Origin of the sequence: Kitasatospora indigofera, from assembly GCF_014655955.1 — a bacterium.
Taxonomy (GTDB): Bacteria; Actinomycetota; Actinomycetes; order Streptomycetales; family Streptomycetaceae; genus Kitasatospora; species Kitasatospora indigofera.
This window is the reverse complement of record NZ_BNBO01000026.1, coordinates 85,552-110,301: the sequence shown is the minus strand read 5'-3', so window position 1 is coordinate 110,301 and position 24,750 is coordinate 85,552. Positions and strand designations below refer to the sequence as shown.

Annotated in this window: 18 protein-coding genes; 13 read left to right on the top strand and 5 right to left on the bottom strand. The window is 74.4% G+C overall.

Annotation, left to right across the window (positions count from 1 at the left end; all coding sequences use genetic code 11):
• Positions 1-103 precede the first annotated feature (103 nt).
• The 11 genes from IE329_RS22225 to IE329_RS22170 all read left to right on the top strand — a co-directional run bounded on the left by IE329_RS22225 (position 104) and on the right by IE329_RS22170 (position 16,179).
• Positions 104-484 carry a hypothetical protein gene (locus IE329_RS22225; RefSeq protein ID WP_190212698.1) on the top strand — a complete coding sequence of 127 codons (381 nt, stop codon included), beginning with the start codon at positions 104-106 and terminating at the stop codon, positions 482-484.
• Entirely contained in the window at positions 481-1,485 is a 1,005-nt protein-coding gene (gene pstC / locus IE329_RS22220) for a phosphate ABC transporter permease subunit PstC (protein ID WP_190212697.1), read from the top strand. Before IE329_RS22225 ends, pstC begins: the two co-directional genes overlap by 4 nt.
• Positions 1,482-4,427: a phosphate ABC transporter permease PstA gene (pstA, locus tag IE329_RS40800; protein WP_229927658.1), complete on the top strand. Its 2,946-nt coding sequence runs from the start codon at positions 1,482-1,484 to the stop codon at positions 4,425-4,427. The genes pstC and pstA overlap by 4 nt, the downstream gene beginning before the upstream one ends.
• Positions 4,424-7,279 carry a hypothetical protein gene (locus IE329_RS22205; protein ID WP_190212696.1) on the top strand — a complete coding sequence of 952 codons (2,856 nt, stop codon included), beginning with the start codon at positions 4,424-4,426 and terminating at the stop codon, positions 7,277-7,279. The genes pstA and IE329_RS22205 overlap by 4 nt, the downstream gene beginning before the upstream one ends.
• 251 nt (positions 7,280-7,530) lie before the next feature.
• Positions 7,531-8,532, top strand: coding sequence for a substrate-binding domain-containing protein (locus tag IE329_RS22200; RefSeq protein WP_229927657.1), 1,002 nt, complete (start codon positions 7,531-7,533; stop codon positions 8,530-8,532).
• Positions 8,533-8,605: 73 nt separating this feature from the next.
• Positions 8,606-10,186 carry an Ig-like domain-containing protein gene (locus IE329_RS22195; RefSeq protein WP_190212695.1) on the top strand — a complete coding sequence of 527 codons (1,581 nt, stop codon included), beginning with the start codon at positions 8,606-8,608 and terminating at the stop codon, positions 10,184-10,186.
• Between the two features lie 131 nt (positions 10,187-10,317).
• Positions 10,318-12,243: a hypothetical protein gene (locus IE329_RS22190; protein WP_190212694.1), complete on the top strand. Its 1,926-nt coding sequence runs from the start codon at positions 10,318-10,320 to the stop codon at positions 12,241-12,243.
• Positions 12,240-13,175, top strand: a complete 936-nt coding sequence (locus IE329_RS22185; protein ID WP_190212693.1) for a sortase domain-containing protein — start codon at positions 12,240-12,242, stop codon at positions 13,173-13,175. The genes IE329_RS22190 and IE329_RS22185 overlap by 4 nt, the downstream gene beginning before the upstream one ends.
• Before the next feature lie 240 nt (positions 13,176-13,415).
• Positions 13,416-14,210, top strand: a complete 795-nt coding sequence (locus IE329_RS22180) for a phosphate ABC transporter ATP-binding protein (RefSeq protein ID WP_229927662.1) — start codon at positions 13,416-13,418, stop codon at positions 14,208-14,210.
• 194 nt (positions 14,211-14,404) lie between these two features.
• Positions 14,405-15,049: a helix-turn-helix transcriptional regulator gene (locus IE329_RS22175; RefSeq protein ID WP_229927656.1), complete on the top strand. Its 645-nt coding sequence runs from the start codon at positions 14,405-14,407 to the stop codon at positions 15,047-15,049.
• Positions 15,046-16,179 carry an aminotransferase class I/II-fold pyridoxal phosphate-dependent enzyme gene (locus tag IE329_RS22170; RefSeq protein ID WP_190212691.1) on the top strand — a complete coding sequence of 378 codons (1,134 nt, stop codon included), beginning with the start codon at positions 15,046-15,048 and terminating at the stop codon, positions 16,177-16,179. The genes IE329_RS22175 and IE329_RS22170 overlap by 4 nt, the downstream gene beginning before the upstream one ends.
• A gap of 229 nt (positions 16,180-16,408) precedes the next feature.
• Here IE329_RS22170 and IE329_RS22165 read toward each other — a convergent pair whose 3' ends face one another.
• Together IE329_RS22165 and IE329_RS22160 are read right to left on the bottom strand one after the other, a co-directional pair.
• Positions 16,409-16,984, bottom strand: a complete 576-nt coding sequence (locus tag IE329_RS22165) for a GNAT family N-acetyltransferase (RefSeq protein ID WP_190212690.1) — start codon at positions 16,982-16,984, stop codon at positions 16,409-16,411.
• A gap of 136 nt (positions 16,985-17,120) precedes the next feature.
• Positions 17,121-17,750: a TetR/AcrR family transcriptional regulator gene (locus IE329_RS22160; RefSeq protein ID WP_190212689.1), complete on the bottom strand. Its 630-nt coding sequence runs from the start codon at positions 17,748-17,750 to the stop codon at positions 17,121-17,123.
• A 204-nt stretch (positions 17,751-17,954) separates the two neighbouring features.
• Here IE329_RS22160 and IE329_RS22155 point away from each other — a divergent pair, with 204 nt between their 5' ends.
• Together IE329_RS22155 and IE329_RS22150 are read left to right on the top strand one after the other, a co-directional pair.
• Complete coding sequence (locus IE329_RS22155) at positions 17,955-18,764, top strand: class II aldolase/adducin family protein (protein ID WP_190212688.1); 810 nt, start codon at positions 17,955-17,957, stop codon at positions 18,762-18,764.
• 137 nt (positions 18,765-18,901) lie between these two features.
• Positions 18,902-19,966, top strand: a complete 1,065-nt coding sequence (locus tag IE329_RS22150) for a 2-dehydropantoate 2-reductase (RefSeq protein WP_229927655.1) — start codon at positions 18,902-18,904, stop codon at positions 19,964-19,966.
• 187 nt (positions 19,967-20,153) lie between these two features.
• Here the strand turns inward: IE329_RS22150 and IE329_RS22145 are convergent, their stop codons facing one another.
• The 3 genes from IE329_RS22145 to IE329_RS22135 form a co-directional block, all read right to left on the bottom strand.
• Positions 20,154-22,067, bottom strand: a complete 1,914-nt coding sequence (locus IE329_RS22145) for an OmpL47-type beta-barrel domain-containing protein (protein WP_190212687.1) — start codon at positions 22,065-22,067, stop codon at positions 20,154-20,156.
• A 183-nt stretch (positions 22,068-22,250) separates the two neighbouring features.
• The gene (locus IE329_RS22140; RefSeq protein ID WP_190212686.1) at positions 22,251-23,060 is read right to left on the bottom strand and encodes a hypothetical protein; all 810 of its coding nucleotides are present in this window, start codon (positions 23,058-23,060) and stop codon (positions 22,251-22,253) included.
• A 299-nt stretch (positions 23,061-23,359) separates the two neighbouring features.
• Entirely contained in the window at positions 23,360-24,730 is a 1,371-nt protein-coding gene (locus tag IE329_RS22135; protein WP_229927654.1) for a M64 family metallopeptidase, read from the bottom strand.
• Positions 24,731-24,750 lie beyond the last annotated feature (20 nt).

The window sequence follows — 24,750 nt, the reverse complement described above, 5'->3', positions numbered from 1 at the left end:
GCTGTCCCGTGTCCGGCGTTCATCCCGTTGCACCTGAGCGGTATCGCTGAGCCGACACCGTCCCTTTCCAGCCAGGTAGTGCGGCGGAAGGGCGAACCCCGGCATGAAACATCCCAGATTCCTGATCGTCAGCAGACCGTCCCGTCCGGACCGTTCGGCGAGCGGCGCCGTCTGGCGGCTGCTCGGGGCCAACAACCGGCACCTCGGGCAGAGCGAGGAGACCTTCCGGGACGCAGCCGCCTGCCGGGCCGCGATCGAGCAGTACCAGCACCGGCTGGCCGACGGCCGGGCCACCCTCTGCGCGCAGGGCGGCGGCGGGCTCTGGCTGTGGAAGCTGGAGCTGGACGGCCGGACCGTCGCCGCCTCGGCCCGTGGCTACCGGCGCCAGCGGGAGTGCCAGTACAACCTGGCGCGCTTCCTCGCCGGTGCCCGCGCCGCCTCCGACGCCGCCCGGCCCGGCGCCCCGCTGGGCGGTGCCGGATGAGCGCCGGGCAGCTGCCGCACCGGCCCGACGTCCGGCGCTCGCCGGCCGCCGACCCCGGCCTGGCGGACCGCCTCTTCCTGCTCTGGGCGCGCTGCAGCGGCGCCTTCGTGCTGCTGGTGATGCTCGGCGTGGGCGGCTACCTCGCCGTCCGGGCCGCCCGCGCGCTGCGCGTCGCCGGCCTCTCCTTCCTGACCACCGAGAGCTGGAACCCGGACGGCGGGCACGGCCAGTTCGGCATCGCGGCCGTCCTGGCCGGCACGGTGCTGATCGGCGGCATCGCGGTGGTCCTGGCGGTGCCGCTGGCCCTCGGCAGCGCCCTGTACATCAGCGAGTACGCCCCCCGGAAGCTGCGCCGGACGCTGATCGGCATGGTCGACCTGATGGCCGCCGTGCCCAGCGTGGTCTACGGGGTCTGGGGCTTCGTCCTGCTGCAGTACCAGCTGACCGGCGTGGCCCGCTGGGTGTCCACCTACTTCGGCTGGATCCCGCTGTTCAAGGTCAACGGCGTCGACGTGGACGACCCGCTGACCCCGCCGCTCGTCTACACCGCGTCGAGCCTGATGGCCGGCACCGTGGTCGCCTTCATGATCACGCCGATCATGTGCTCGATCATGCGCGAGGTCTTCGACCAGGCCCCGGCCGGCGAACGCGAGGGGGCCTACGCCCTGGGCAGCACCCGGTGGGGCATGATCCGCTCGGTGGTGCTCCCGTTCGGCCGCGGCGGCATCATCGGCGGCACCATGCTGGGCCTGGGCCGGGCCCTCGGCGAGACCATCACCGTCTACCTGATCCTCTCGATGACCTTCGAGATCCAGCCGCACATCCTGCAGACCGGCGGCAGCGCCGTCGCCCCGATGATCGCGCTGCGCTACGGCGACTCCACCCCCTTCTCCATCTCCGCCCTGATGGCCGCGGGACTGGCGCTCTTCCTGCTGACCCTGGTGGTCAACTTCGCCGCGGCCGCCGTGGTCGCCCGCAGCCGCTCGGGAGCCAGCACATGACCACCACCGCACCCCGTACCACCGTGGTGGTGCCGCCGCCCGCCGCGGCGGCCCCGCAGCAACGCCGCCGGCCCGGCCGGCGCCGGGCCTCCGACCACTACGCCTTCTGGGGCAGCCTGGCCGCCGCCGTGGCGCTCTCCGCCCTGGTCTTCCAGCGGATCGCCCCGTTCAGCGGCGGCATCGGCTTCGTGGTCTGCACCTGGCTCGCCTTCCTCGGCCTGTACGCGCTGCTGGTCTCCCGCGACGAGACCGGCCTGGCCGTCCGGGACCGCCTGGCCTCCGCCGTGGTGCACAGCACCGCCGTCGTGCTGCTCGCCGTCCTGGTGTGGACCGTCGGCTACGTCTTCCTGCACGGCTTCGACGCCCTGCGGCACGTCAACTTCTACACCCAGGACCTCTCCGAGGCCGGCCCCACCCAGCCGCTCGGCCAGGGCGGCGCCCTGCACGCGCTGGTCGGCACCCTGACCCAGATCGGCATCGCGCTGGCGATCACCATCCCGCTCGGCGTCAGCTGCGCCGTCTTCCTCAGCGAGGTGCCGGGCCGGTTCAGCCGGCTGGTCCGCACCCTGGTCGAGGCGATGACCGCGCTGCCGTCCATCCTGGCCGGGCTGTTCGTCTACGCGCTGGTGCTCGGCCTGCACAAGCACCGCTCCGGACTGGCGGCCGGCGTGGCCCTGTCGGTGATGATGCTGCCGATCCTGATCCGGGCCGCCGACGTGGTGCTGCGGCTCGTCCCGGCCTCGCTCAAGGAGGCCTCCTACGCGCTGGGCGCGAGCCGCTGGCGCACCGTCCTGACGGTCACCCTGCCGAGCGCCCGCTCCGGCCTGGCCACGGCGGTGATCCTCGGCGCCGCGCGCGGGATCGGCGAGACCTCGCCGGTGCTGCTCTGCTCCGGCTACACCAAGAACCTCAACCTCGACCCGCTGGACGGCCCGCAGGCCAGCCTGCCGCTGATGGCCTTCACCCTGGTCAAGTTCCCCTCCCAGCTCCAGGTCACCCGGGCGTTCGGCGCGGCGGCCCTGCTGCTCGCGCTGGTGCTGCTGCTCTTCCTGGTCGCCCGCACCCTCGGCGGGCGCGGCCCAGGCGACCTGACGAAACGTCAGCAGGTGCGCCGGGCCCGGAGGTCCGCCGAGGACCTGCGGCGGATGGCCGCCGTCCCCACTGCCCGAAAGGCGCCCGTGCTCACCCGTACCGTCACCCTGCTGGCCGCGCTCGCGGTGTTCAGCACCTCCCTGCTGCTCGGCCCGGCCCCGCGGGCGGCGGCGGCCGACTACCGGCGGATCAGCGGCGCGGGCTCCACCTGGAGCAGCAACGCCGTCGACTCCTGGGTCAGCAACGTCCGCCAGTACGGCATGACGATCGACTTCGACGCACAGGGCTCCAGCTACGGGCGCAACCAGTTCAAGAACGGCGCCACCGACTTCGCGGTCTCCGAGATCCCCTACGGGCTCACCGACGGCGGCCAGTTCGACGCCCCGCCGCCGTGGCCGTCGGCCTACCTGCCGATCGTCGCCGGCGGTACCGCCTTCATGTACAACCTCAAGATCAACGGGAAGCGGGTCACCAACCTGCGGCTCTCCGGCGGCGTGATCGCGAAGATCTTCACCGGCCAGATCACCCGCTGGAACGACCCGGCGGTGGCGGCCGACAACCCCGGCCTGAAGATGCCCGACGTCGCCGTCCGCCCGGTGGTCCGCTCGGACGGCTCCGGCACCACCGCGCAGCTCACCACCTGGCTGAGCAAGCGCCAGCAGTCCGTCTGGGACGCCTACTGCGTGAAGTCCCCGCGCCGGGCCCCCTGCGGGATGACCTCCTTCTTCCCGCTGCTCGGCGGCTCCACCTGGCAGGCCCTGGGCACCTCGGTCGCGGTGGCGAACGCCGTCGCCACCGACTCCAACGTCGGCGCCATCACCTACGTCGAGTACTCCTACGCGCTGAACAGCGGGTTCCCGGTGGTGAAGATGCTCAACCCGGCCGGCTACTACGTCGAACCCAAGGGCCAGAATGTCTCGGTGGCGCTGGAGAAGGCCCGGATCAACGCCGACCTCACGCAGAACCTCGACGCCGTCTACGACAACGACCTGCCGAACTCCTACCCGCTCTCCAGCTACAGCTACATGGCCGTGCACACCTCCGAGGTGGGCACCTTCACCGCCGAGAAGGGCCGCACGCTCGCCGCCTTCGGCTACTACTTCCTCTGCGAGGGCCAGAAGCAGGCCGACCAGCTCGGCTACTCCCCGCTCACCAGGCAGCTCGTGCAGTCCGCCTTCGAGCAGTTCGCCAAGGTGCCCGGCAGCGAGGCCCGCGCCTTCGACGCCGCCAAGTGCAGCAACCCCACCTTCGGGGCGGGCAGCACCAACCCGTACGCGGCCGGCGCGCCCAAGCCGCAGGACTGCGACAAGAAGGCCTCCGGCGGCCAGTGCGGCACCGGCACCGGCGGCGCCGCACAGACCCCGACCCAGACCAACACCGGTACCGGGACGGGCGGATCGGGCTCCGGCGCCGCCACGGGCGGTTCCGGCGGCAGCGGCTCGGGCGCGGGCGCGGGCTCCGGCGGCGGGAGCGGCCCGGCCGCCGCCGGCGGTGGCTCCGCGGCCTCGGGCGGCGCCGCGGCGGGCGGTACCACCGCCGGCGGGACGGCCGGCGGTGCGGCAGGCGGTCCCGGCGGTGCGGCCGGCGCGGCCGGCGGCGGAGACCCGGCGCTGAGCGGCGGCGCCGGCGGGGGAGACCCGGCGCTCGGCGGCGGCACCGGTGGCTCGGGCGGCTCGGGCGGCTCCGGCGGCCAGCAGGTGAGTGCCGACTCGACGGCCATCGCCGCCGATGCCGGCAGCGGCCTGCGGTACTCGCTGATGGTGATCGCCGTGCTGCTGCTCGGCGCCGTCGTCGTCCTGCCGCCGCTGGTCGCCGGCCGCGCGGCCGGTGCCTCGAAGGAGCGGGCATGACCAGGGCCACCGGCCTGCGCCGGGTGCTGCGCACCACCGGACTGCTCACCCTGCTGGTGGCCACCGCGGCCGGGGCGGCGCTGTCCGGCACCCCCGCCGCCGCGCCCGGCCGGGCCCCGGTTGCGGCCTCGGGCGCCCCGGACATCCCGGTGGACGCGATGACCGGCGCGCCCGTCCCGATCGACCCCCCGGCGGCCTCCGGTGCGCCGGCCGCGTCCACCACCGGCGGCGCGACCGGCCCGGCCGCCGCGGCCGCCGCGGCCGCCGCGACCGCCGCGACCGCCGCCCCGAGGGCAGCGGCGCAGCCGGCCGCCCGGACGGCTCCGCTCATCGCCACCTCCTCGTCGGCCTTCGCGGCCCGGGAGGCCGGCGCGGCACCGACCGCCGCCGGCGACCCCGTCCCCGTGGTCGTCCGCGGCAGCGGCGAGTTCGCCGGCCTGGAGGTGACGGTCAGCCAGACCAGCCACCTGGTCAACCAGGTGATCGGGCTGTCCTGGACGGGCGGCCGCGCCACCTCGCCGAGCCCGATGTCCTTCGGCCAGAACTACCTGGAGGTCATGCAGTGCTGGGGCGACCAGGCCGGCGGCCCGGACCGCGAGCAGTGCCAGTACGGCGCCTCCAAGGGTGACGGCCGCGGCGGTGCCTACGTGCCCAGCCGGCAGCTCAACTACGGCCGTACACTGACCGATCCGGCCGAGACGATCCGTCCCGCGGGCGAGAACCAGAACGTCTACGCGCCGTTCCGCCCGGCCGGCGGCGGCCCGGCCGAGACCGACGGCAGCAGCCAGTACTACGACTCGCAGTCCACCAACGAGGTGCCGTTCGCACCGACCCGGGCCGACGGCACCGGACAGCTCTACTTCGAGATCCAGACCGGGATGGAGGCCCCCGGCCTCGGCTGCGGCCAGACCCCGGCCGACCGGCCCGGGCCGTTCACCGAGGGCCGGGCCTGCTGGCTGGTGATCGTGCCGCGCGGCGACCGCGAGGTCGACGGACAGCCGCCGACCGGCGACTCCGCAAAACTCCAGTCCTCCCCGCTCAGCGCCACCAACTGGGCCGAACGCCTGGTCGTCCCGCTGCACTTCGAGCCGGTCGGCCTGTCCTGCCCGATCGGCAGCACCGAACGCCCCACCAGCGGCACCGAGATGGCCGCCGAGGCGGTCTGGCGCTGGCAGCCGGTGCTCTGCCGCCAGGCCGGCGGGATCTTCAGCTTCACCAGGACCACCGACTCGCTGGCCCGCGGCCGGCTCCTCCAGGGCGACCCCGGCCTGGTCTACGTCGGCTTCCCGCTTCCCAAGGACGCCCAGACGCCCGGCCGGACCCCGGTCTACGCACCGCTCGGCGTCTCCGGGCTCGCCATCTCCTTCGTGGTCGAGAGCCAGTCCTACTCGCTCACCCCTCCGGAGATCCGGCAGAAGGACGGCCAGCGCATCCAGGAGATGAACCTGACGCCGAGGCTGGTGGCCAAGCTGCTCACCCAGAGCTACCGGTACGCCGTCAACCCGGGCGATCCCGACGTCCCCGCCGGCAACCCGCTCGACCTCACCTCCGACCCCGAGTTCCTCGACCTGAACCCGCAGTTCAAGAACCTGTACTTCCCGTCCAGGATCCCCGACCTGCTGCTGCCGACCGGCGACAGCGACGCCGCCTCGCTGGTCTGGGCCTGGCTCTACTCCGACCCGCAGGCCAAGGCCTTCCTGGAGGGTGTGGTCAGCCCGGGGTGGGGCGACTCGGTCAACCCGGCCTTCCTACGCGACGGGATCACCCTGCCGGTCTCCAACTACCCCAAGCCGGACAGCTACTGCCAGAGCTTCCCGGACGATCCGACCGCCCGCCCGGCCTGGTGCAACCTCGACTCGCACCCGTACGCCAACACCATGCTGGAGGCGGCCCGTTCGGCGGCGCGCGGGGACACCCTGTCCAAGTCCGTCTGGGACTCCACCACCACGCCGGGCTCGCTCAAGAAGGGCGCCGCGCAGGCCCAGGGCCTGCGCGGGGTGCTGGCACTCACCACCACCGCCCAGGCGGCCAGGTACGGCCTGAGCACCGCCCGGCTGCGCAACGGCAAGGGCGAGTTCGTCGCTCCGGACAACACCTCGATGCTGGCGATGCTCGACCAGGGCCTGGTGCCCACCACCAGCGGCCTGCCCATCGTTTCGCCGGCCGCCCAGGTCGCCGGTGGCTACCCGCTGACCTCGATCACCTACGCGGCGACCGTGCCCTCGGCCCTCGACGCCGCGAGCGGCGCCTCCTACGCCTCGCTGCTGCGCTACGCGATGGGCGACGGGCAGACGCCGGGCGTCGCGGCCGGGCAACTCGCCGAGGGGTACCTGCCGTTGCCCGAGGACGTCCGGTTCGCGACCGGCGTGGTCGCCGGCGTCATCGAGGCCCTGGCCGGCAAGCCCGAGCCGACGCCCAAGCCCACACCCACTGCCACGCCCACCTCGACCGCCGGACCCTCGCCGAGCGCCCGGCCCACGGTGACGCCGACCACGCCGAGCGGCTCGCTGGCCGCCGGTGTCACCGGCCAGCCGGTGGTGCGGGAGGCCTCGGACGCGACGGAGGCCGCGCCGTCGAACGACCGGCAGCCCGCCGCCCTGGCCCCGTCCGGCGGTGGCGCGACCGGCGCCCCGGCCACCACCCCGGCGCCCGACCCGTCCCCGGCCGGCCCGTCCCCGGAACACACCCCGGTCGTGCTGGCGCCGGCCACGCCCGCCGCGGCGGTGGCCAGGACGGCGAGGACCGAGGTGGGCAACGTCCGCTTCCTGCTGCTCGGCGCCCTGATCGCCGGAGTGCTGGCGGGCGCCGCCGGGCTGCTGGTGCCCCGGCTGCTGCGCAGGCGCCGCCCCTGACGGACGGCCGGCCCGGCCAGGCCCGGCCCCGACAGCCGGCCCGGGCCCGCCCGGCCACCGGCCGTTCCCCACGACCAACCTCCGAACGGCGGCCGGACCCACCGGCCGGACCCACCGGCCGACCACCGCCACCGATCCGCCGCGTCACCCGACCGGCCGCTTCACCGGCTCCACCTCCGACGCATGTGCGCCACACGGCCGGAACTCCTCCGGCCGTGCCCGAGAGATGCCTCCACACAGGGAAGATCACCATGAAGAGCCTCACCAAGAGCCACCTCGCCAAGTGCGTGACCGTCGCGGCCGGCCTCGGCCTGGTGCTGGCCGGCACCGGCTCCGCCCAGGCGGACCCGTCCGGCCCGCCGGTCTACCGCCCGCTCGCGGGCGTCGGCTCGGACACCACCCAGGGCGTCATGAACGCCCTCGCCGGCGACATCACCGTCGGCGGCCAGAAGGTGCTCGGCTCCTACAACGCGCTCGGCTCGGCCACCATCGCCACCAAGGACTCGGCCGACTGCCAGGCGCTGGCCCGCCCCAACGGCTCCGGCGCCGGCCGCTCCGCCCTGCTGAACGAGCTCAACAAGGGCAAGGGCTGCCTGGACTTCGCCCGCTCCTCCAGCCTGAACCTGGCAGCCGCCACCCCCGGCCTGACCTACGTGCCGTTCGCCGTGGACGGCGTCACCTACGCCGTCAGCGCCGGCAGTTCGCTGCCGCTCGACCTCACCACCGCGGACCTGCACGCCATCTACAGCTGCGACCCGGGCTACGTCGGCACCGCCCCGAACTACGGCATCCACCCGCTGCTCCCGCAGGCCGGCTCCGGCACCCGCTCGTTCTGGCTCTCCGTGGTGGGCATCACCGAGGCCGACGTGGTCGCGAACAAGTACCCCTGCGTGAGCGACACCAAGGGCGGCAAGAAGATCGAGGAGCACGACGGCCGCGTGCTGGACACCGCCTCGCTGGTGCCGTTCTCGATCGCCCAGTACATCGCGCAGAGCTCCAACACCATCGCGGACATCCGCGGCACCGCCCAGCTCGGCAACATCAACGGCGTGCCGTCGGTGCTGCTGAACACCGGCGCCCCGGCCACCCGCGACGTCTACAACGTCATCCCGACCAGCAAGGTCGCCACCTCCCCGTGGAGCGACGTCTTCGTCGGCGGCACCTCGCAGATCTGCCAGCGCTCCTCGCTGATCAAGCAGTACGGCTTCGGCGTCAACACCAACTGCGGCGACACCTCGCGCACCACCGGCTGATCCCCGCCGCGCCCTCCGTCCCCTGCGTGCCCCTCCTTTCACCCTGGAAGCGAGCAACACCGTGAGCATCCGCATGACGCGCTCCGTAGCACTCGGCGCGGCCACCCTGCTGGCCGCCGGCAGCATCAGCATGATCGGCTCCGTCGCGTACGCCGCCGACGAGAGCCCGGCCATCGGCACCCTGGCCCTCAACCCGGCGACCGGCGCGGACGACGAGCTGATCAGCGTGGTCAGCTCCGCCTCCTGCCCGGGCGGCACCAACCTGCAGACCCTGGTCTTCGGCCAGGGCTTCCCGGCCGAGGGCTACGGCGTCACGCCGAACCAGGCGCAGTCGGTCTTCCCGCCCGACGCGCAGGGCCACCTCACCATCCCGCTCAGCGACACCATGCGCAGCTTCGCGCAGAAGAACGGCTTCTCCACCCTCTCCGGCAAGTACGAGTTCCGGCTGCGCTGCCGCGCCAAGATCGGCACCACCTACTTCGGCGACTTCGTCGGCGCGGTCTGGTTCACCAGCCCCACCAGCTACACCTCCACCGACCCGAACACGCCCGCCGCGGTGGCCACCGGCACCGCGCTGAGCGTCACCCCGGCCGGCTCGGCGACGGCCGGCAGCGACGTCACGCTGACCGCCGACGTCACCCCGGCCGCCTCGGGCACCGTGCAGTTCCTGGACGGTGCCACCCCGATCGGCACCCCGGTCGCGGTGTCCGGCGGCCGGGCGAGCCTGACCACCGCGGCCCTGGCCGAGGGCGCCCACACACTGTCCGCCGTGTTCAGCTCGACGAACGCGGGCTTCCTCGGCTCGACCTCCCCGGCGGTCGCCTACACCATCAGCCCGCGCGGCGCCGCGGCCACCCGCACCGCGCTGGCGGTCTCCCCGGCCGGCTCCGCCGCCCAGGGCACCCCGGTGCAGCTCAGCGCCACCGTCACCCCGGGTGTCGCGGGCACCGTGCAGTTCAAGGACGGCGGCGCCGTGCTCGACACCAAGCCGGTCGTCGCGGGCGCGGCCCAGCTGAGCGTCAACGGCCTGCTGGAGGGCGACCACTCGTTCACGGCCGCCTTCACCCCGGCCGACCCGGCCGCGTACGCCGCCTCCGCCTCGGACGCGGTGGCGTTCACCGTGACCCCCGTGGTCACCCCGCCGAACCCGGGCGGCCCGACGCCGCCGGCCCCGGTCGGCGAGACCATCACCACCACGGTCGCCCCCGGCGCCCTGGTGATCAGCGTGGCCGGCGGCAACGTCACCCTGCCGCCGCTCGCCCTGAACAGCACCAGCACCCTGTTCAGCACCAACGGCCCGATCCAGACCGTCACCGTCACGGACACCCGCGCGGGTGCGCCGGGCTGGTCGGTCAGCGGCCAGGTCGCGCAGTTCGCCTCCGGCGCCAACGCCATCAACGCGCAGAACCTCGGCTGGGCCCCGAACCTGGTCTCCAAGGGCGACGGCCTCAAGGTCACCCTCGGCGGCCAGGTCAGCCCGGCCAACGCGGTCGGGGCGAACGACGCCGGTGTGCTCGGCCTCCGGTCCGCCCGGACGCTGGCCGTCGCGACCGGCCTCGGCACCGCGAAGTTCGGCGCCGACCTGACCCTGCTCGCCCCGACCTCCACCCAGGCCGGGACGTACCAGGGCGTGCTCACCCTGACCGCGATCTGACGCCGGTCCCCACCGGGGACCGGTCAGGCCGTCATGCGGCGGCCGGACCGTCCGGGCGACATTCGCCTGAGCCCGGACGGTCCGGCGGTCGTGCTCCAACTCACCTTCCCGCAAACGAGGATGACGCCACCATGCAGCACCGATGGCTCCTGGTACCCGCCCTGGCGGCACTGCTGCTGGCCGGCGGTCCCGCGTTCGCCGACGACCCGCCGGCCGCTCCGGCGCCGGTCGCTCCCGCATCGGCCGCCCCGGCACCGGCCGGGCCCGCGCCGACTGCTCCGGCACCGGCGGCCGGCGGCCCCGCCGCCGTGCAGACCTTCGGCATCCAGCCCGCGAGCGAGACCGGACCGGACACCCGGGGCACCTTCAGCTACGGCGTCACCCCCGGCGCCCTCCTCAAGGACAACGTCGCGGTCTGGAACTACAGCGAGCAGCCGCTGACCCTGCGGATCTACCCCGCCGACGCCTTCAACACCGACACCGGCGGCTACGACGTGCTGCCCGAGGGCACCGCCTCCACCCAGGCCGGCAGCTGGCTGCGGACCGCCGTCGCCACCGTCGACCTGCCGGCCCGCAGCCGCCACATCGTCCCCTTCACCCTGGCCGTCCCCGCCGACGCCCCGCCCGGCGACCACCCCGCCGGGATCGTCGCCTCCCTGCGCGGCGAGAGCAAGGACGCCCAGGGCAACGCCGTGACGGTCGACCAGCGGGTCGGCGCCCGGATCAACATCCGGGTCTCCGGCGAGCTGCGGGCCGAGCTCAAGGTGGAGGACGCCCACGCGGCCTACCACCCCAGCCTGAACCCGCTCTCCACCGGGCACACCACCATCAGCTGGTCGGTCCGCAACACCGGCAACGTCCGGCTGGGCGGCAAGCAGGCCGTCCGGGTCGCCAACGTCCTCGGCACCATCGCCACCGGTGACGCGCCCGCCGACCTCCAGGAACTGCTGCCCGGCAACGTGGTGCACCACCGGGTGGACGTGGCCGGGTCGTACCCGACGCTCTGGTCCACCGCCGGGATCACCGTCGACCCGCTGCCGATCGCGGGGGACAAGGACCCGGCGCTCTCCAGCAGCGTCGACAAGCGGCGCTTCGCCAGCATCCCCTGGGCGCTGCTGGCCCTCCTGGTGCCGCTCGGGCTGCTCGGCGGCTGGTGGTGGAGCCGACGCCACGGGACGCCCGCCGGCCTGCCGCCCGCCGGGTTCCCGCCCGCCGGTTTCCCGCCCGTGGGCCCGGCCGAGCCGCCCGTGGGCTCCCAGCCCGTCGGCCCCGCCGGGGCGCCGGTCGCGGCCGGGGCCGGCCCGTCGTCGGGTCCGTCGTCCGGGGCCGGCCCGTCGTCGGGCCCGTCGTCGGCTCCGTCGTCCGGCGCCGGTGCGGTGGTCACCGCCACGACGCTGCTGCTCGCCGCGCTGGTGCTCTGCCAACTCCCGTTCGCCCCCGGCGCGTCCGCCGCCGAGCCGGTGGGCACGCTGGCCTTCGACTACGCGACCGGCCGCGACGACGACGCCCTCGACCTGCTCAGCTCGGGCCAGTGCCCCGACCCGGCGGCCGACTACCTGGCCGTCCGGATCACCGGCGAGGGCTTCCCGGCCGAGGGCGCCCCGCTCACCGGCACGGTGGCCGCCTCGGTCTACCGGACGGCCGCCAACGGCGGGTACGTGCTGCCGCTCAGCAACACCCTGCGGGTGGTCGCCACCCGTAGCGGCACGGGTCGGCTGACCGGTGCCTACACCATCACCGCCAGCTGCCGGGGCAAGGTCAGCCCGATCTCGCACCGGGACTTCACCGGGGTTCTCACCTTCACCACCCCCACCACCTGGCAGGCCGTCACGGTGGCCCCCGAGGGTCTGATCCACGACGCCGCGGCGGCGGCCGAACCGGCCCCTCCGGCCGCTTCCCCGCCCGCCCCGGCGGCGGTGGCGGCCGCGCCCCGCCCGTCCGGAACCCCGTGGTTCTCGCTGCTGGCCGTCGGCGCCGGAGCGCTGCTGCTCGGCCGGGCCGCCCTGCCGTACGCCCGCCGGTGGCGCCGCCGCCCGGCCCCGGAGGCCGCCGAATGACCGTCACCGAACTCCCCCCGGCGCCGGCCGCGGCCCCGTCGGCCCGGCCGCCGGCGGCCGCGCCGCCCACCCGGGCCCGCCTCCGTCCGGACGGTCCGCAGGCGCTCGGCGCCGGGCTGGCCATCGTGGCGGCCCTGCTGCTCGGCCTGCTGCTCGACCTCGGCCCGCTCGGCGGGCTCCGGCACCTGCGCGACCACGAGACCGGCTACGCGGAGCTGCGGCAGACCCTCGCGATGGGCACCGCCCCGGTCGGCCAGCTCGACAAGGACGGCAGACCGGTGCGGCTCGGGACCCCGGTCGCCCTGCTGGAGATCCCGCAGCTCGGCCTGCGCGAGGTGATCCGGGAGGGCACCACCGGGGGAGTGCTCGCGCAGGGCCCCGGCCACCGCAGGGACAGCCCGATGCCCGGTCAGGCCGGCACCAGCGTGCTGCTCGGCCGGCAGGCCGGGTTCGGCGGCCCGTTCGGCGTGCTGGGCAACCTCCGCGGGGGCGAGACCTTCACCGTCACCACCGGGCAGGGCACCCACACCTACCGGGTGCTGGGCCTTCGGCGCGCGGGCGACCCGGTGCCGCCGGTGCCCGCCGACGGCGCCGGCCGGATCGCGCTGGTCACCGGCAGCGGCGCGAGGTACGCCCCGTCCGGGGTGCTGCTGGTCGACGCGGACCTGATCACCGACGTCGTGCCGGCCAACGCCCGCCCGTTGACCCCGGGCGCGCTGCCGGCCGCCGAGCAGGCCATGGGCACCGAGGACGCGGCCTGGATCCCGCTGGTGCTCTGGGGGGAGGGGCTGCTGCTCGGCGCGGTCGCGCTCGCGATGGCCTGGTCGCGCTGGGGGCGGCGGCAGGCCTGGATCGTCGGGGTACCGGTGCTGACCGCACTCGCCCTCGCGGTGGCCGACCAGGTGGCCCGCCTGCTGCCGAACCTGGTCTGACCGCCCCGCCTGACCGCCCCGCCTGACCGCCCCGCCTGACCGTCCGGCCCCGACCGTCCGGCCCCGACCGTCCGGCGGCGACCGTCCGGCCCTGATCGCCCCGCCCGCACCGCCCGCACCGCCCGCACCGTCCGCACCGTCCGCCCGGCCCGTTTTGCCCGTCCGCCGGTCAACCGTCACCACCACGAAAGGGGCCGTCCCGTGACCAGCCTCGACACCACGGCCGTCCCGCCCACCGTCCTGGCCCGCCCGGCCGGCACCGCGGGCACCCTCGACGCCCGGGCCGTATCGGCCTGGTTCGGCGACCGCAAGGTCCTGGAGCAGGTTTCGCTGCTGATGCCCGCCGGGCAGGTCACCGCACTGATCGGCCCGTCCGGCTGCGGCAAGTCGACCTTCCTGCGGATCCTCAACCGGATGCACGAGCTGATCCCGGGCGCCACCCTCGCGGGCGAGGTGCTGCTGGACGGCGCCGACATCTACGCCCCGGAACGCCGCCTCACCGCCGCCCGCCGGGACATCGGCATGGTCTTCCAGAAGCCCAACCCGTTCCCCGCGATGAGCATCTACGACAACGTGGTGGCGGGCCTCAAGCTCACCGGGGTCCGGGCGAGCCGCCCGGAGAAGGACCAGCTGGTCGAGGAGTGCCTGACCAAGGCGGGCCTGTGGCGCGAGGTCCAGGACCGGCTGCGCCAGCCCGGCGGCGCGCTCTCCGGCGGCCAGCAGCAGCGGCTCTGCATCGCCCGGTCGCTCGCCGTCCGCCCGAAGATCCTGCTGATGGACGAGCCGTGCTCGGCCCTCGACCCGACCTCCACCCGCCGGATCGAGCAGACCGTTCGCGAGCTGGTCCACGAGGTGACGATCGTGATCGTCACCCACAACATGCAGCAGGCCCAGCGGGTCTCCGACCAGTGCGCGTTCTTCCTGGCCGAGCAGGGCACCCCGGGCGCGATCGTCGAGCACGGCCCGACCGAGGCGATGTTCAGCACCCCGGTGGACCAGCGCACCTCCGACTACGTCAACGGCCGCTTCGGCTGAGCGCCGCGGACCGGCGCCCCCGGCGGTCGGCACCCCGCCCCCGCGTTCGGGCACCTGCCCCCCGCATTCGGGCACCCGGCCGCGCCGGGGCCGGGGCACCGGCCCGCGCCACGGCCGGGGGCGCCCGACCCGCTCGCGGGCGCCGGCCACCGTACGCCTGGACAGTTCGTCCGATCTGGACGTACAGTCCGAACATGGCAGATGCAGAGGTGGGACAGGATCCGCGCGTCCGGATGTGGGCCCCGGTGTGCCAGGCCGTCGTCCTGCTGCTCGGACCGTACGCGGAGGTGGTCCTGCACGACCCGCGGACCGACCGGGTGCTCGGCATCTGGAACCCGATGACCGCCCGGCAGCACGGTGATCCGTCCCTGCTGGGCGAGCTGGACGCGCTCGATCAGGCGAAGCAGGACGTCTACGGGCCCTACCTCAAGGTGCTGGCGGACGGGCGGCGGCTGTCCTCGGTCAGCGCGGTCCTGCGCGATCCCGGGGGCGAGCCCTCGGCGGTGCTCTGCATCAACCTCGACCGCACGCCGCTGGAGGAGGCGGCCGCCGTCCTGGCGGGCTTCGCGGCCCCCACCGTCCAGCGGCCGGAGCCGCTGTTCGAACAGGACTGGGTGGACCGCGTCCAGCACACCGTGGGCAGCTACGTACGGGAGTCCGGGCGGCGGGTCGAGCGGTTCGGGCGGGAGGACCGCCTCGCCGTGGTCGGACGGCTCGACGAGGCCGGCGTGTTCGCGGTGCGCCGCGCGACGCCGGTGGTCGCCGCGGCCCTGAAGGTCTCCCGCTCGACCGTCTACGCCCTGCTCGCCGAACATCGCGACCGAAGGACCAGCCCGTGACCCGACTGCCGGACTTCCGCCTGGAAACCTACTTCTCCCGCTGGGAGTTCACCGCCCGCCACCACCTCACCGCCTCCGACGCGCAGACGATGACGTTGTCCGGACTGCTCGCGCTGGCCGACGACGAGGACCGCGAGGCCTTCGAGAACCTGTCCCTCGGCTACACCGAGACCTTCGGCGACCCGGGCCTGCGCGAGGCGATCGCGGCCGGCTACCGGAACGCCGGGGCCGACGACGTGATCTGCTTCGCGGGTGCGGAGGAGGCCCTCTACCTCGCGATGAACGTGCTGCTCGGCCCCGGCGACCACGCGGTGGTGCTGACCCCCAACTACCAGGCGGCCGAGACGGTGCCGATGGCGCTGTGCGAGGTCACCGGCGTGGCCCTCGACCCGGCGCGGGACTGGGCGCTGGACCTGGACCAGGTCCGCGCGGCCATCCGGCCGAACACCCGGGTGGTCTCCGTCAACTTCCCCAACAACCCGACCGGGAAGCTCCTCGGCGCCGACGAGTTCGGCGCGCTGGTCCGGCTGTGCGACGAACGCGGTATCCACCTGTTCAGCGACGAGGTCTACCGCGGCCTGGAGCGCGACCCGGCCCGCACCCTGCCGAACGCGGCGGACCTCTCGGAGCGTGCCCTCTCGCTGAACGTGACCTCGAAGTCGCTCGGGCTCCCGGGCCTGCGGATCGGCTGGATCACCTGCCGCGACCGCGAGTTGCGCTCCCGCCTGGAGCGCGCCAAGCATTACACGACGATCTGCAACTCCGCCCCGAGCGAGGTGCTGGCCCGGATCGCGCTGAAGGCGAGCGGGACGATCCTGGCCCGCAACCGGGCCCTGGTCGCCGCCAACCTGCCGCTCTTCGACGCCTTCTTCGCCGAGTTCGCCGACCTGTTCGAGTGGCGTGCCCCGGACGGCGGCTGTGTGGCCTACCCGCGCTACCTCGGCGAGGACGGCGTCGAGGAGTTCTGCGCCCGCCTGGTGGAGGAGGCCGGCGTGCTGCTGCTGCCTTCCGGCATCTACCGGTCCGAACTCACCCCCACGCCCACGGACCGCTTCCGCATCGGCGTGGGCCGCGCCGACCCGCAGGACGGGCTGGAGGCCTTCGCTCGCTGGCTGCGCGAACGCCGCTGACCCGTCCGGGGGCGGGTCGCCGGGGCGCGGACCGACCGGTCGTCATATTCGGTCGGCTCAGGGACGAATGGACCGATCGGTCGTCATATTCGGCTGGCTCCTACGTGAACAGACCGACCGGTCGTCATATTCTGTGGCCGCGGACAGGAATGGACCGACCGATCGTCATATTCGACCGGGCGGGACGTGATGGACCGACCGGTCTTCATGCGGCTCCGCTCCCGGGCCGTCAGCCGGCCTCGGTGGCTGCCCGGGCCTTCGCCTGCTCGCGGGTGATCCGCCAGATCCGGTCCACGCCGGTGTCGGCCGGGGCGAGCCGCTCGGCGGGGCGCCGGAGGTGTTCGGTGAAGCCGAGCCTGGCCGGGACGGCGCCGCTGGCGTGGTTCGCCACGTCGTGGACGACCTCGACGTAGTCGACGCCGGGGAGCCGGAAGGCCTGTTCGACCAGGGCGCGGGTGGCCCGGGTGGCCACCCCGCGGCCGGTGGCGGCGGGGTGCAGCCAGTAGCCGATCTCACGGCCGTTCGCCGGGGTGTCGCCGCGCCGGAACAGCCCGCAGGCGCCGACGATCGCGCCGTCCAGCACGATCGCGTAGGTGTGGTCCTCGCCGCTCGCCCAGCGCTCCGCGCGGCGCGCCAGGAACTCGGCCGTCCTGTCCCGGCTGTGCTCGGCGATCCAGGGCATCCACGGGCGCAGGTGCTCCAGCGCCTCCTCGATCACCCGGAAGAGCTCCGGGAGGTCTGCCGCGCCGTCGAAGCGGCGCAGGGTCAGGTCGTCCAGTTCGATCACCTGCTGCGGAAGGTCCATGACAGGAGGATCGTCGGCGCACACTCCCGTCGGCAACGGGATTTCGGGGGCCCGGCCGCTTTGATGGCCCGGCCGCCCCCGTCCGGCTCCGCGGACGACCGGACGACCGGACGACCGCACGACCGGACGGCAGCCGTCAGACCGGCTCGGGCCGGCCCGTCCGTTCGCGGGTGAGGGCGGTCAACAGGGGGACGAGGAAGCGGCGTTCGAGCTGGCCGGGTGGGAGCTGCTCCGGCTCGACGTAGCTCTGCGCCAGCCCGCCCTCGCGGATCGCGATCAGCAGCCGGGCGAGTTCGTCGGCGTCCACGGTGAGGGTGCGGCCGGCCCGCGCCAGGTGCTCGGTGAGGCAGCGGGCGATCTCCGCGCGCAGGCGGGCGTCGTGTTGGGCGAGGGCCCAGCCGGCCTGCGGGTCGCGGATGGCGTACAGGGTGAACTCGGTGGTGACGAGGTACCAGTCGCGCTCGGCGGGTTCGATGTCGGCGAGGACCTCCACCAGGCCCTGGAGCGTGAGGTTCTCGGTGCTGATCGAGTCGACCAGGGTGGTGATCCGGGCGACGACCCGTTCGCTGTGCTCGTCGAACAGTGCGAGGAAGAGCTCCTCCTTGCTGCTGAAGTTCGAGTAGAACGCGCCCCGGGTGAAGCCGGCCCGTTCGCAGATCTGCTCGATCGGGGCCGCGTGGAAGCCGTGTTCGGCGAAGACCTCCAGTGCGGCCGCCAGCAGGGCGGCGCGGGTGCGCGGGCGGCGCTTGGTCACTCCCCTGGGCATGGGCTCCCTCTCCCGGCGGTGCGGTGCGATCCGGCAGTGCGATCCGGCGGTGCGATCCGGCTGGGCGCCGCGCGGAGCGGTGCGGTGCGACGGCGTCCGCCCGTCACGATACCGCCCGGACGGGTGAGTCGGATGCATTGGCGTATCCGATACAGCACTGTATCTTTCGTGCTGTCCGCACCGCCGCTGACTCCTGGAGCTGTCATGAGCACCTCGCTGCCGTCCGCCCTGGCCGCCGTCGTGGGACCGGTACCGGAGGGCGTCACCCTGCCGATGCCGCCGGTCTTCGACTCGGTGGCGGCGGAACGCCAGTACCGCAAGGAACAACTCGCTGCCGGATTCCGGCTGTTCGGCCGGTTCGGGTTCTCCGAAGGGGTCGCCGGGCACATCACCGTGCGCGACCCGGAGAACCCGCAGTCGTTCTGGGTGAACCCCTTCGGGATGAGCTTCCAGCAGATCAAGGCCTCCGACCTGGTCCTGGTCGACCACGAGGGCACCCTCCTGCACGGCAGCCGTCCGGTGAACCGCGCCGCCTTCGTCATCCACTCCGAGGTGCACGCCGCCCGCCCGGACGCCATCGCCGCCGCGCACTCCCACTCGCTGTACGGGAAGGCGTTCTCCAGCCTCGGCATCCCGCTCGACCCGATCACCCAGGACGCCTGCGCCTTCTTCGAGGACCACGGCCTCTACAGCGACTACCGGGGCGTGGTCAACGAGGTCGAGGAGGGCAAGCGGATCGCCGCCGCCCTCGGCGGGCACAAGGCCGTCGTCCTGCAGAACCACGGCCTGCTCACCGTCGGCCATTCGGTGGCGGAGGCCGTCTGGTGGTTCATCACCATGGAGCGGTCCTGCCAGGCCCAGCTGCTCGCGATGGCCGCCGGCACGCCCCGGCTGATCGACCGGGAGACCGCGTTGACCACCCGGGCGCAGATCGGCTCGCACCTCGCGGGCTGGTTCCAGGCCCGGCCGCTCTGGGACCAGATCACCGCCTCCGACCCGGACCTCTTCGACTGAGGCCGGGCCGCCGCCGGCCTCGCCCCGGCCCGCGCCGCCGCCGGCACGCCCCGGCCCGCTCGCCGCGCCGGACCCACCGCGTACCTCTCGCGCCTCTCGCGCCCCCTGCCCCCGCCCCCGTCCGGAGGAACCCGCCCGTGCCCACCGAGACCGCCCCCGCCCCGCCGCGCCTGCGGATCGCCGTGTTCGGCGCCGGCAGCATCGGCTGCCACCTCGGCGGCATGCTCGCCGAGGTCGCCGACGTCACGCTGATCGGCCGGCCGGCCGCGACGGAGGAGATCGGGCGGCTGGGGCTGACCCTGACCGGCCCCGCCGGGGCCCGTCGCGAGGTCCACGGCCTGGCCCTCGCCACCGACGCGGCGCCGGCCGCCGGCGCCGACTGGGTGCTGGTGACGGTCAAGAGCGACGACACGGCCGCCGCCGCCCGTGACCTCGCCGGGCACCTGACCCCGGGCACGGTGGTGGCCAGCTTCCAGAACGGCCTGCACAACCCCCGGGTGCTGCGCGCCGGACTCCCCGGTCACCGGGTGCTGGCAGGCATGGTCCCGTACAACGTGGTGCGCACCGGCCCGGCCGCCTTCCACCAGGGCAGCGGCGGACAGGTGATGCTGGACGCGGGCGGCCCGGCCACCGGCGGCGGTTCGGACGGTGACGCGCTGGCGGCGGCGGCCTCGGCGGCCGGGCTCCGGCTGGCGCTGCGCCGGGACATGCCGGCGGTGCAGGCGGCGAAGCTGCTGATGAACCTCAACAACGCGGTGAACGCACTCTCCGGCCTGCCGCTGCGCGAACAGCTCGGCGGCCGCGCCTACCGGGCCTGCCTCGCCCGGTGCCAGCGCGAGGCGCTCGCGGCCTTCCGGGCGGCCGGCCTCCGCCCGGCCCGGCTGGGACCGGTGCCCCCGGGCTGGACACCGGCCGTACTGGGCCTGCCCGACGCGCTGTTCCGCCGACTGGCCGGGGCCTCGCTACGGATCGACGGGCAGGCCCGCTCCTCGATGTGGGAGGACCTGCAGCGCGGTCGCACCACCGAGATCGGCAGCCTCCAGGGCGAGATCGTCAGCCTGGCCGGGCAGTCCGGCCTGGCGGCCCCGGCCAACGCCCGACTGGTGGAACTGGTCCGGGAGGCGGAGCGGGCCGCCCCCGGCACGGCACGGCGGTGGAGCGGCCCGGACCTGCTGACCGAACTCGCGAAGGCGGCCGGGTAGGTCGGGCGGGTTCGCGGGCCCGCCGAGCGGGCCGCGGTACGAGTAGCACCCGGAACGAGCGGGCCCCCGGTACGGGCGGCCCCCGGAACGAGCGGGCCCCCGGGCTGACGGATCGGCCCGGGGGCGGGTGGACAGGTGGGGCGTGAGCGGTCGGAGGGGCGGGGCCGGGCGCGCGGGTGGCGCTGGGTCAGCTCGCGGCGGGCGGCTCCTGCTTCCACTCGGGGTCGCAGTCGATCGGCAGGACGAGCAGCTGGTCCGCCTCCTGGTTCTGCGCGCGGTCGACCGAGCGGAAGAGCAGCTCGTGCCGGCCCTGGCCGCTGACCGTGACCGGCCCGGTGTACGTCGTCCAGCCGGCGCCGTCGAGGTTGTACTCGGTCAGGGCGACACCGGAGATGTCGTCCGTGGCGGTGAGCGTGACGACGGCCTCGTCCCGGTGGTCACCGCCCTTGTGGTGGACCTGTACCGGCCGGGTGGTGGCGGTGGTCACCGGGGGAGTGCTGTCCACCGGGAGGTCCATCGCCTCGTCCTCCGGGGTGGCCTCGTTGTCCAGGGTCGGCGCCGAGACGCCGCCGGTCGCGCCCTGGTGGCCGACCGAGCCGCCGCGCAACTGCAGGGCGCTCCAGTCGTCGTGACCGGCCAGTGAGGTCTTCTGGGTGTCGCCGTTGACGTCGACGCTGACCGACTCGGTGGCGATCCGGCCGTTGCAGTCCCAGTCGACCGAGGTCCTGGTGGACGGCACCGTCACGAACTTGCCGACCGTCCCGTCCACGCCGGGGCAGTAGTGGCTGACGTCGTAGCGCGGTGTGGTCGGCGGGTAGGTGTTCTCGAACAGGGTGGTCTCGTTCAGCGAGAGGTTCTGGCGGGAGTAGTCGACCAGGCCGGTGGTGGTCCCGCTGGCCAGGCCGAACTGGTAGGTGTAGTTCATCACGCTGAAGTACTGCGGCTCGTGGTTGGGCAGGTCGGAGTCGCCGCTGTGCCGCAGGCCGAGGTTGTGCCCCAGCTCGTGCATCAGCGTGCCGGCCTGCTCGCTGACCGTGCCGACCTGGTTGGTGAAGCCGCCCAGGCTGACGATGAAGTCGCTGCCGGGAGTGCCGGCGGAGATGCCGCTGGAGTTGGTGCCGACCTCCAGCTTGTGCGCCGAGATCGCGTAGTGGAAGATCGGCGCCCGCGCGGTGCTGCGGAACCCGCCCACGGCGTTCTTCAGCGCGGTGAAGGCGTCCCACTGGTACATGCCGTCGACCTTGGTGCCCAGGTTGGCCGTCTCGGTGAGCTTCTTCGCCTGGCTGAGGGTGCCCCAGGTGGTGTTGGTGGCGAAGTCCATGATGCTGTCGGGCCCGGCGTCGATGTGCAGGTTGATGCCGGTGCCGGTCTGGCGCTTGCTGTACGGCGAGTTCTTGAACGCGTCCACGACCTGCTTGATCGCGGCGGGGGCGATCGCGTGGCTGTGGGCGGTGTCGGCCATCCAGTCCAGCTGGATGAAGACGTCGGGCTTGTTGACGTCGGCACCCATCTTCTTCAGGTCGATGAACTTCGCGGGGCTCCCGTCACCCGGGTTGAGGGTGACGCCGTTGAGCTTCCACGCGTCGGGGATGCCGTCACAGGTCTTGGAGTTGCAGTCGAAGGCGAACCGGACCGGGGTCTCCGGGTCGGTGCCGCCGGTGTGGCTGATCACGTAGCCGGTGGGCGCCGACTCGGTGAAGGTGTTCTGGCCGGTGAGCGGGAGGTCCCAGCCCACCTGGAGCGTCGCGTTGCCCTCGCCCTGGACGAAGAGGTTGACGGTGGCCCGGGCGCCGTACGTGGAGTCGCACGGCGCGACCGTCCAGCTCGCCGAGGAGCCGGCCGGGATGGTGGACGGTACGAAGGGGATCACGCAGCCGTCGGGCTGGTTGGCGCTGGCGGCCGTCACGTCGCGGTCGCTCTTGTTGTCGAAGAACACGGTCACGGTGCCGCCCGCCCGGCGCGCGGCCGCGGCGGGTGTGATCGCCGCGATGAACGTGAGCAGGGCCAGAGCCAGCACGAAGAGCGCTGCGAACCTGCTGCGCCGGGGCATCTCGAAGATGCCCGGCCCGCCCGCGGCGCCGAGAGAGCGATGTACATTCATGCTGTCACGCTAGGTGGTGGCTTGACCACATCACGTCACGGCGCGACCTGTTCTCACTCCTACGGACGCTTCACCGGACGGCTGCCCCGCAGGACGGCTGCCCCGACGGACGGTCGTGTCTGCGACGGCCCGCCGGGCGGTCGCCTCCTGCGACGGCCCGCCGCGCAGGGTCGGCGCCCGCCGTTACCGGGGTGACCAGCCGACGTCGCGGCTCAGCTCCAGGGCGAGCACCTGGTCCACCCGGACGAAGGTCTCGAACACGGCGCCCGTCGGGAGTTCCGGACGGGTGCTCAGTTCGTCCAGCAGTCGCAGGGCCGGTGCTGGGTCCAGGTCGTCCGCGAAGCCGTCGAAGGCGAGCCCCACGGCGTCCGCGAACGGCGGCCTGGAGACCGTCCGGGCCGCCTCGGCGACCACCCGGCGCCAGCGGTGCAGGGTGGCCTGCGCCTCGGCGAGCGACTCGGCGGTGAGGTCGGCGGGCGCGTGGTGGGGCGTGCCGAGCAGGGCGAGGCGGACGGCGAGCGGTTCGGGCCCGGCCGGTGACAGGGCGGCCAGCGGGCTCGGCAGCCCGGCCTCGTCCGGAAGGAAGGGCGCCGTCACCGGTCCGACCTCGATGCACGGCGGCGGCCCGTCCGCGCCCGGCGCCTGCTCCGCGGTGGCCGGCCGCCCGGCCGGCCCCGCCCGGTGGGCCCGCACCTCCAGGTCGGCCGGGCCGGCGTCCTCGTCGGCCGGCGGATGGATGCCCAGCAGGCCCGCGTCCCGTTGGAGCAGTTTGACCTGCTGCGGCGTGCTCGCCGGGTGGCCGAGGGAGGTGGTGACCTGGAGGTGGCGGATCTCGGCCGTGCGCAGCAGCAGGTCGGTGACCAGCAGGGCGCGCAGGTCGGAGAGGTCGAACGGCCGGCCGGGCCGGCCGGCCAGGGTGCGGACCCGGAGCAGTCCGGCGCGGCGGGGGCGGATCTCGGTGCCGCGGCCGGTGCGGGCGTCGGTGATGCGCAAGGCTTCCTCCGGGGCCGGCCGGGGGAGGGGGCGGTGGCCTGCGGTGCGACGGCCGGCCGGTCCATTCTCCGCCCGCCGGGGGCGGCCGGTCCGGAAGGTGCCGTCTTCGGGCGCGTTCCCCTCCCGTCGTCCGTTCCCGCTGGTCGTCCGCCCCCGCCCGTCGTCCGGACCGCCGCCCGTCCGTACGGTCCCTGTCCGTTCCCGCCGCCTGTCCCGCCCCTCCCGTCGTCCGTTCCCGCCGGTCGTCCGGACCGCCGCGAGCGGGGCCCGACGCCCCGGTGGGCGTCGGGCCCGACGGTTCAGCGGGTGACCTGCCAGGACAGCGAGTCGGTCAGCGAGTCGCGCAGCTCCGGATCGAGGACGTCCGGGGTCGGGTCGGTCGCCACCGCGGTGAGGCGGTGCCGCAGGCCCTTGGGCCCGGTGAGGCCGAGGTCGGCCGGGCGGACGGTGGTCCGGCCGCTCAGGGCCGGGAGCTCCCGGCCGTCGACGAACCAGCGCACCCGGGTGGCGGGGGTCGCCAGGCCGACCGTGACCGGGTCGGTCCGGCCGAGGAGGGAGCCGACGGGGGTGGTGCTGGCCAGCACCGAGGCGTACCGGTAGAAGCCGCCGATCATGGCCTCGCGGCCGGGCAGGTTGAACTCCCGGCCCAGCGACCGCATGATCGAGTTGTCGGTCGGCCGGTAGAGCCCGAGCGGGTGGTAGCCGCCGCCCTCGTAGGTGCCGACGGTGCCGCCGTCCGGCGAGGTGCGGCCGAGCCAGCGGTACCACTTGCTGTGGGTGCGCCGCAGCTGGGACGCCGTCAGTTCGGTGAGGTTGGCCTCCGGCGGTTCGTCGCCCTGGTAGGCGCCGCCGTCCTCGTAGGAGTACTCGTCCGCGAGCTTGCCGAGCGAGTGGCCGGTCTCGTGCACCGCGATCTGGCCGGACTTGGCGTTCCCGCCGGCCACCGTGGCTATGCCCGAGTACCCGAGCGGCGACACCACGTCGTTGTAGCCCGCGCCGCCGTACTTGGCGCTGTTGGCGACCACGATGACGAGGTCCGCCTGCGGGGCCCTGGCCGCGTACCGCTCGACGGCGCCGGTGTCCACGCAGAGCAGGCGCTCCACCCCCTCGCACCAGAACCAGGAGCCTAGGGCGGTGCTCCGCACGGTGGCCGGGTCCGGGTCGCCCGAGACGCCCGACTCGGCGGAGACGGCGTCCACGGCCCACACGTTGAACAGCGCGCGGTACGTCGCGTACGGCTCCACCGCGGTGATCTCCTGCCACTTCGCGGCCGCGTCGGCACGGAACCGGCCCTGCTCGGCGGCGGTGTAGCCGTCGCCGACGACGACCACGTCGAGCTTGGCGTCGGTGCCGCCGTTCTGCACGATCGGGGTCACGGTGCCGTCGTCCGAGGCCGCCCCCTCCGGTGCGCCGAGGCCCTGCGTCAGGCTGCCCGGGCGGCCGGACGCGACGGGGGAGGCGGTCCGGACCTGGGTCCGGCCGATGCTGCCGTCCTCGCCGAAGACCTCGACCTGGTGGATGGGCCCGGTTGTTGACGGGGCGTGGGCGACGGCGGCGGACGGGCCCGCCCCGGCGGGGGCGGCCGCGGCGCCCGGCGCACCGGCCGGACCGAGGACCGCCAGGGCGGTGAGGCCGGCCAGGGCCATGGCGGTGAAAGGGGCTCTGCGCACTGGAGCAACCTCCTGGCTGA

Excerpts from the sequence above, each read along its gene's own strand:
- IE329_RS22175 (WP_229927656.1), top strand. The coding sequence starts at position 14,405 with ATGGCAGATGCAGAGGTGGGACAGGATCCGCGCGTCCGGATGTGGGCC.
- IE329_RS22195 (WP_190212695.1), top strand. The coding sequence starts at position 8,606 with ATGACGCGCTCCGTAGCACTCGGCGCGGCCACCCTGCTGGCCGCCGGC.
- IE329_RS22160 (WP_190212689.1), bottom strand. The coding sequence starts at position 17,750 with ATGCCCAGGGGAGTGACCAAGCGCCGCCCGCGCACCCGCGCCGCCCTG.
- IE329_RS22200 (WP_229927657.1), top strand. The coding sequence starts at position 7,531 with ATGAAGAGCCTCACCAAGAGCCACCTCGCCAAGTGCGTGACCGTCGCG.
- IE329_RS22225 (WP_190212698.1), top strand. The coding sequence starts at position 104 with ATGAAACATCCCAGATTCCTGATCGTCAGCAGACCGTCCCGTCCGGAC.
- IE329_RS22155 (WP_190212688.1), top strand. The coding sequence starts at position 17,955 with ATGAGCACCTCGCTGCCGTCCGCCCTGGCCGCCGTCGTGGGACCGGTA.
- IE329_RS22165 (WP_190212690.1), bottom strand. The coding sequence starts at position 16,984 with ATGGACCTTCCGCAGCAGGTGATCGAACTGGACGACCTGACCCTGCGC.
- IE329_RS22145 (WP_190212687.1), bottom strand. The coding sequence starts at position 22,067 with ATGAATGTACATCGCTCTCTCGGCGCCGCGGGCGGGCCGGGCATCTTC.
- pstC (WP_190212697.1), top strand. The coding sequence starts at position 481 with ATGAGCGCCGGGCAGCTGCCGCACCGGCCCGACGTCCGGCGCTCGCCG.
- IE329_RS22205 (WP_190212696.1), top strand. The coding sequence starts at position 4,424 with ATGACCAGGGCCACCGGCCTGCGCCGGGTGCTGCGCACCACCGGACTG.
- IE329_RS22185 (WP_190212693.1), top strand. The coding sequence starts at position 12,240 with ATGACCGTCACCGAACTCCCCCCGGCGCCGGCCGCGGCCCCGTCGGCC.
- pstA (WP_229927658.1), top strand. The coding sequence starts at position 1,482 with ATGACCACCACCGCACCCCGTACCACCGTGGTGGTGCCGCCGCCCGCC.
- IE329_RS22190 (WP_190212694.1), top strand. The coding sequence starts at position 10,318 with ATGCAGCACCGATGGCTCCTGGTACCCGCCCTGGCGGCACTGCTGCTG.